The sequence below is a fragment of the Pseudomonas zeae genome (genome assembly GCF_014268485.2).
In the GTDB taxonomy this organism is placed as follows: domain Bacteria; phylum Pseudomonadota; class Gammaproteobacteria; order Pseudomonadales; family Pseudomonadaceae; genus Aquipseudomonas; species Aquipseudomonas neuropathica.
This window is the reverse complement of sequence record NZ_CP077090.1, coordinates 364,133-371,266: the sequence shown is the minus strand read 5'-3', so window position 1 is coordinate 371,266 and position 7,134 is coordinate 364,133. Positions and strand designations below refer to the sequence as shown.

Annotated in this window: 7 protein-coding genes; 4 read left to right on the top strand and 3 right to left on the bottom strand. The window is 58.8% G+C overall.

Annotation, left to right across the window (positions count from 1 at the left end; genetic code table 11):
* Positions 1-61 precede the first annotated feature (61 nt).
* Positions 62-400 carry a hypothetical protein gene (locus HU754_RS01705; RefSeq protein ID WP_007918987.1) on the top strand — a complete coding sequence of 113 codons (339 nt, stop codon included), beginning with the start codon at positions 62-64 and terminating at the stop codon, positions 398-400.
* A 714-nt stretch (positions 401-1,114) separates the two neighbouring features.
* On the opposite strand, the gene lapD is transcribed toward HU754_RS01705, so the two are convergent.
* On the bottom strand, positions 1,115-3,061 hold the full coding sequence (gene lapD, locus HU754_RS01700) for a cyclic di-GMP receptor LapD (RefSeq protein WP_186625614.1): 1,947 nt from the start codon (positions 3,059-3,061) through the stop codon (positions 1,115-1,117).
* A 14-nt stretch (positions 3,062-3,075) separates the two neighbouring features.
* Positions 3,076-3,768 carry a cysteine protease LapG gene (gene lapG / locus HU754_RS01695; protein WP_095113878.1) on the bottom strand — a complete coding sequence of 231 codons (693 nt, stop codon included), beginning with the start codon at positions 3,766-3,768 and terminating at the stop codon, positions 3,076-3,078.
* Positions 3,769-3,965: 197 nt separating this feature from the next.
* Between lapG and HU754_RS01690 the strand changes: the two genes are divergently transcribed.
* The gene (locus tag HU754_RS01690; RefSeq protein WP_186625616.1) at positions 3,966-4,676 is read left to right on the top strand and encodes a GntR family transcriptional regulator; all 711 of its coding nucleotides are present in this window, start codon (positions 3,966-3,968) and stop codon (positions 4,674-4,676) included.
* Positions 4,677-5,105: 429 nt separating this feature from the next.
* Here HU754_RS01690 and HU754_RS01685 read toward each other — a convergent pair whose 3' ends face one another.
* Complete coding sequence (locus tag HU754_RS01685) at positions 5,106-5,276, bottom strand: hypothetical protein (protein WP_186625618.1); 171 nt, start codon at positions 5,274-5,276, stop codon at positions 5,106-5,108.
* 144 nt (positions 5,277-5,420) lie between these two features.
* Here HU754_RS01685 and HU754_RS01680 point away from each other — a divergent pair, with 144 nt between their 5' ends.
* Together HU754_RS01680 and HU754_RS01675 are read left to right on the top strand one after the other, a co-directional pair.
* Positions 5,421-6,197, top strand: coding sequence for a DUF3050 domain-containing protein (locus HU754_RS01680; protein ID WP_186625620.1), 777 nt, complete (start codon positions 5,421-5,423; stop codon positions 6,195-6,197).
* A complete protein-coding gene (locus HU754_RS01675; protein ID WP_099757654.1) occupies positions 6,194-7,123 on the top strand; it encodes a diiron oxygenase in 930 nt (309 codons plus the stop codon). Before HU754_RS01680 ends, HU754_RS01675 begins: the two co-directional genes overlap by 4 nt.
* Positions 7,124-7,134: the final 11 nt, after the last annotated feature.

Here is a 7,134-nt window from a genome sequence, read left to right as displayed (position 1 = left end):
TCGCGCACAGTTGGCTATGCTGCTGACAGCATGACGCTGGTTCATTTCTGAGGGATGCTCAATGTTTTACGTGCAACGCGATGCGCAAGGTCTGTTGATTCGCGTGGAAGCCGCGGCCTACGCCGAGGCCACGGAAACGCTGCCGGCCGACAGCCATGAAATCCAGGCCTGGTTCGCCAATGAAGTGGTGGAAACCAGCCTGAAACAGCTCAAGCAGAGCGACTTCGAAATGATTCGGGTACTCGACGACCTGATTCAGGTGCTGACCCAGAAGGGCGTAATCCGCGTCACCGACCTGCCGCCGGCGGCCCAGGCCAAACTGATGGACCGAACCCAGGCGCGTGAGGCGTTGGGCGGGTTGAGTCAGTTGATCGATGAGGATGAGGGCGGGTTGATCTGATCCACCCGGTATCAAAAGCTTACCCTCACCCCAGCCCTCTCCCGGTGGGAGAGGGAGCTGACCGAGGTGTCTGGCGCTATACATCGAGCTGAGAAATCGAGTCGATTATGGATTCAGCGCAAATCGTTCACGTCAGCGTACTTCCCGAATATCCCCCAATCAGTCCCCGTGAGGGAGAGGGGCCGACCGAGGTAACTGGCGCTATACATCGACCTGAGAAATCGAGTCGATTATGGATTCAGCGGACATCTTTCACGTCGGCGTACTTCCCGAATATCCCCCAATCAGTCCCCGTGAGGGAGAGGGGCCGACCGAGGTGTCTGGCGCCATACATCGACCTGAGAAATCGAGTCGATTATGGATTCAGCGGACATCTTTCACGTCGGCGTACTTCCCGAATATCCCCCAATCAGTACCCGTGAGGGAGAGGGGCCGACCGAGGTGTCTGGCGCTATACATCGACCTGAGAATTCGAGTCGATTATGGATTCAGCGGACATCTTTCACGTCGGCGTACTTCCCGAATATCCCCCAATCAGTCCCCGTGAGGGAGAGGGGCCGACCGAGGTGTCTGGCGCCATACATCGACCTGAGAATTCGAGTCGATTATGGATTCAGCGGAGCTCTTTCACGTCGGCGTATTACATCAATATCCCACGATCAGTCCCCTCTCCCTCTGGGAGAGGGCTAGGGTGAGGGTGGCTTTTACAATGACTCACCGCCAAGGCTTCGGCTCACCAAACAACTGCCCCTGAACCCCATACAAGCCCATCTCGCGAATCACCGACAACTCCCCTTCCGTCTCGACCCGCTCGGCAATCAGCGGCAGATCAATGCTGTGCGCCGCACGCTGGATCGCCTCGATAAACAGACGCTTGTCACTCTCCTGATCAATCGCACGAATGTAACTGCCATCGATCTTCAAGTACGCCAGCCCCAGCCGCGCCAGGTTGCCGATCATGCTGAAGCGACCACCAAAGCGTTGCAGGCTCAGAGAGAAACCGAGTTCGCGCAGGCGCCGGGTCAACTGCTCCAGCACCGCTTGTTCGGGCAATTGCTCCTCGCCGATTTCCAGGGTCAAGCGCTCGCCGAGGTTGGAATGCGCGCGCAGAATCTCGAAGACTTTGTTCAACGCCTGCGGGTCAGCCAGAGTCGCCGAGGACAAATTCAGCGCCAGCGAATCTTCGTGCTCTTTCATTTGCTCCAGCACGCGCTCGAGCATCAGGCGGTCAAGCCGTGCAGTCCAGCCGAAGCGTTCCAGCCAAGGCAGGAAGCGCCCGGCCGGGATGGTCTGGCCCTGATCATCGAGCAGGCGCGAGAGCACTTTGTAATGCAGCACCAACTGCGTGTCTGCGGCGGCGACCACTGGCTGGAAATACAGCTCGAAACGCTGCTGACTCAAGGCCTGATCGAGCAAGCGATGCCAGGCATGGTGATCGTCGCCGACATCCGCCGTCAGGCTCTGATCGATGCACGCCCAATTCTGCTCGCCCTGACCTTCAGCTTGCGCCAGCGCCTGATCGCCAAGCGTCAATACTTGTTGCGGTGAATCGCCGTGGGTGAACGGCGCCAGGCCGATCGACGCCACGGCAGCCACGTCGGTCGCCCCGGTGGCGTGCAGACTGCTCAAGGCGCTGTCGAGGTTCTGCGCCAGTTGCAGCGCTTCCTCACGAACCAGCCCCGGCGCCAGCACGGCAAACTCACCGCCACGAATACGGGTGACGAGGTTCTGGGTTTCCGGGTATTTGGCACACTCGCGGGACAACTGTTCGCCGACCGCTTTAAGCAATTCATCGGTGCGCTGGCCACCGAGACGCTGGTTGAGCCCGGCCAGATCCTTGACCCGCAACAGCAGCAGATAACCCGAACTGGCCTGCTCCGGGTTGCTCACCCGGTTGTGCAACTGCATTTCGAAATAGCGCCGATTGGCAAGCCCCGTGAGATTGTCCTGATAGGACTCGGCGCGCAGCTTTTCACTGCGCTCGGCCTGCTCCTGAAACAGCGCCTTGAGCTTCTCGACCATCTGGTTCATCGCCTGCACCACACGGCGCAACTCAGGTGTGCGAGGCAGTTCCGGCAGGCTGAGGAATTCGCGACGGGCGATGGCGTGGGACTGCTTGACCATGTAATCCAGCGGCTTCAACTGCCGGCGCAGCAGCAGCGCGCCGAGCACGGCACTGATCGCCCCGCAGATCAGCAGCCAGCCAAGGCTGCCCAACGCGCTCTGCCACAATTTGGCCACAGCAAACATCGGATGGCTGACCACCTCGACTCGCGCCGCTTGCTCCCAGCCACGGCTGACCAGCGCGTCGCCACCGGCCGGCTCCAGGCCGATCAGCTTGACGAACCAGTCCGGCACATTGGTGACGGCCGGAATGCCGTTGCGCTCAACAATCGTCTGGTCAGTCTTCAGATCGACCACGCGGATGCTCGCGTAATAACCGCTGTCGAAAATCGAGCTGACCAGCAACTCGACCATGGCCGGATCGTCGATATTCGGCGTCAGCGACAACGCCAGCGCCGTCGCGGCGTCCTGGGCGTGGGAACGCAACTGGTTGACGTACTGGGTGCGCGAGCTTTCCAGACTGACCATGAAGCTGCCGGTGAAGGCGACCACCAGGAACAGACAGATAGCGATCAACAGCTGTTTGAACAAAGACATCTGAGCGCATGCTCCTAGTTAGTCGTTTCGACCGGGAAACCTTCGGCCTGCATTTTCTTCAACACATCCTGCCAGCGTGACAGGCGTTTGGTGTCACCGACCTTCTTGTTGCCCTTGGCGCCCGGCAGGTACAACCCTTCAGCATTAAAAGAGTAGACCGGCAGCAAATCGGTTCGCTGCGACGCCGGCTGGATCGGGTCGATCAGGCTGTCGAGCACCAGCGGCATGGCATCGGGGGTGGCATAGTAAGTCAGGACCATGTGTGCGCGGTTCTGACGCAACGCCTTGACGTAGGTGATACGCAGCTTGTCACTGGAAACCCCAAGATGACGCAAGCTGAAATACTTGGCGATCGCATAGTCTTCGCAGTCGCCGGCGCCCTTCCACAGCGCCTCGATCGGCGTTTCCCAGTAATCGACCTCGTGCCACAGATCGATGTCCTCGACGTAGCGCACCTGTTTGTTGAAGAACAGGTTCACCACTTTGAGCTTTTCCATCTCGCTGACTTGTTTCTGCGTGGCCAACAGATTCTGCCAGGCATCAATGCGCTGCTGCCCGGCACCCAGCGGCCCGTAGAGTGCCGTGGCTTTGCGGCTGATCGTGGAAAAATCCCAATCGGCATGCAGACCGCCCAGCATGACGCCGGCCAGCAGCAGTGCGCAGCCTAGCCAGCGCAGAGTCCGGGGGATCGCGAAACGTACCGCCACAGCAGGTTTCCAGGGGGCAGGAAGGAAAGCGTTTGATGGTGAAGCTTAGCCCGACAAAAAACAATGGCACCATGAGATCATACTCGGCACGCTAAACTTCAGTTGGCACAGCGATGTTTTACAAGGTTTGACAACCTGTAGAGCAATCACTAGTGTCATTTGGATCCAAACCAGGCCGACATACAGGGTGCGTAGTCGTGACACAGAAGCCCAAACCGTTGCACAGCATTAAAGTCGATGGACCGATTCCTGCTCATCTGGCCCGTTCGGTGATCGAAGAAACCCTGCGCTCGGCAATCCTCGACGGTCGTCTGCCCTGTGGCACGGCGCTGCGCCAGCAGGATCTGGCCGACCTTTTCGGTGTCAGCCGCATGCCGGTGCGCGAAGCGTTGCGCCAGCTTGAAGCCCAAGAACTGCTGAGCGTTACTACGCATAAAGGTGCAGTGGTTGCGCCATTGATTCAGGGTGATGCTACCGAAACCTACGAGCTGCGCATCCTCCTCGAATCCGAAGCCATGCGGCAATCGATTCCGCTGCTGACCGCTGCCGACCACGCACGCGCAGCCGGGTACATCGAAGAGCTCGAGGCGCAACACGACTACACGGAAATCGGCCGGCTCAACCGTTTGTTCCACATGGCCCTGTACAGCAAGGCGTCCAACCAACGCTTACTGCGACTGGTTGAAGACGGGCTCAACGAAGAAGAGCGTTTTCTGCGCTTCAACCTTGAGGCCATGGGCCTGGGCAAATTGTCCCAGGACGATCACCGGGCGATGTTGCAAGCCGTGCAGGATCGCGACACTGAGCTGTCGATCAAACTCCTCGAGCAGCACCTCAATCGCGGTGTCGAAGTGATTACCCGTTATCTCGCTACCCCTGCCGCGCAAAACCGCCAAGCTGCGCGCTGAGCGCGCACTGCCCCGCGAATCACCCGCTTACAAATCCCCAAGCGATCCGCCAGCCCTCTGCTGGGCGGATCCACATGTCCGCTCTAACCTCCTTGCGCCGTTCAGTCCGATATTTGCACGTTGCCGCTGATGAATCGGTCATAGCCGTGGCGCAAATTTACCCGCACTCTTGAGCCGCCACCCCTAAAGAACGGGCGACGCGCCGCCCTGCCGGCGCAGTCCCCGCACCAGGAACCTACGGAAGGAGCCTTGCCACGGGAAAAAGGAAGTCATGGCGCGGGGTCACGGCCAACTTCCGCCCCTTTTAAATCATTCAATTCTTATTACTGGAAAGTTGCTTCGAGTGAGGCATTCACTCTTCTTGAGCAATTTTGGCCGTTATTCGCCGAAAGGAGCAACTACGCCCAAATAAAACTTTACCTGAAAGTTTTATTGGAACAACTCAACTTCAAAAAACAGCACACTTAAAATAATTAAAAATATACTTGTTAAACACTTTGTCGGTGTATTAGCTTTTCTTCGCCAAGTTTGAACTCCACCCTTCACTTCGGCAGCAGCCCAATGCCTGCGGTACAGCAGCAGCGCTTGATGGGCAGACATGAAGCCATGTCAAAGGTATATCGATCCGCACTTACCTATCAGGAAGGAAGGCTGTCGTCCGTCGACAGGAAACAAGTAAGTCGTAGTTTCATTGATTGCGCAGTTGCAGAGCAGTTCCATTTAATATCAACGATAAAGGACATCATGATGCCCACTAAGCACCAACTCGCCCTGAAGAAAGCCGAACTTAGCATTCACCCGATCTTTGCCGAGATCACGTCGTTATCGGTGTTGCGTCGCTTCATGGAAACCCATGTATTTGCCGTGTGGGACTTCATGTCGCTGACCAAACGCCTGCAGCAGGAACTGACCTGCACCCGACTACCGTGGTTGCCGCCGCGCGATCCTCTCGCCGCCCGACTGATCAACGAGATCGTTCTCGGTGAAGAATCGGATGATCGCCTGACCGAAGGGCATTACAGCCATTTCGAGTTGTACTTGGATGCGATGCGCGAAATCGGCGCGAGTACCACCGCCGTAGAGCGCTTTGTCGCCCTGCAACAGGAAGGCGTGAGCTATGACGTCGCGCTGCAAAGCGTCGAGGTTGATCCGGCTGCCGCGCAGTTTGTCCGCGACACCTTGCGCACCGCCCTGCATGCACCGGGACACAGCGTGGCGGCGGCGTTTCTGCATGGTCGCGAGAGCGTGATCCCGACCATGTTCCAGCGCATTCTTGACGACTGGGGCATCGGTATCGAACAGGCGCCGACCTTTCGCTATTACCTGGAACGGCACATCGAGGTCGACTCCGAAGACCACGGCCCGGCGGCCGAACACCTGCTCGAGCGCCTGGTCAACGGCGACCCGCAACGTGAAGCCGAGGTCTACGCCAGCGCCATTGCCGCCGTGGAAAGCCGTATCGCCTTGTGGGACGGCCTGCGCCTGAGCATGCGCGAGCCATTGGCGGAGGTAGTCCAATGAACGCTGCCGACTATCAATCCTTTGCCGATGCCTGGGAGAACCGCGCGACCATCCGCACCCGTCCGCGACGCGTACTCGAAGACGATGAACGGCTGATCTATCCGCTCAGCCGCCAGCCGCTGGTGCTCAGCGAGACCTTCCTGCGCGAGTGCCCGCAACAGCGTGATTTCGCCTTGGTGCAGACGCTGTACAAATTCATCAACGACGTGGTGATTTTCGAGACCGAGATCGTCGACAAGACCGCGCGCAGCATCGCCAAGAATCGCTTCGCCGTGGCCTTCCCGTTTGCCTGTCGTTACGACGCGATGACCGTGGTGGTGGACGAGGATTACCACGCCCTCGTGGCGATGGATTTTATGCAGCAAACCGTGGCGATGACCGGCATCGAACCGATTCAGCTCCCCGATGAAATCGAACTGAGCCGGGCGATTCCTGCGGCAGTAGCGCTGGCTCCAGAGCACCTGCGCAGCGCGGTCGAATTGATCTGCGTGGCCATCGCCGAAAACACCGTGACCGGTGATGTCGCGGCGTTCGCACGCGACGACACGGTCAAGCCGTCGATCAAAGGCCTGATGGCCGATCACTTGCTCGATGAAGGTCGCCATTCGAGTTTCTGGGCGCGGATGGTGCGCATCTATTGGCACACCGCCAACGCGGCGGATCGCGAAACCATCGCGCAGATTCTGCCGGTGTTCATCGGCCATTACCTGACCAACGACATCCAGAAATCCTTCGACCTGCGCCTGATCGACGCACTGCCGGTCAGCGAGACTACGCGCCGTTCGCTCAGGGACGAGATGGCCGGGCTGGCATTCCCGATCAATCGCCATCACCCGCTGGTGGGCAACATCGTCAAGTTCTTCCACAACAGCTCGCTGCTCGATGCGCCCTGCGTGCAGCACGCGCTGCGCGACTATCTGGTTTGATGAGGAGGCCG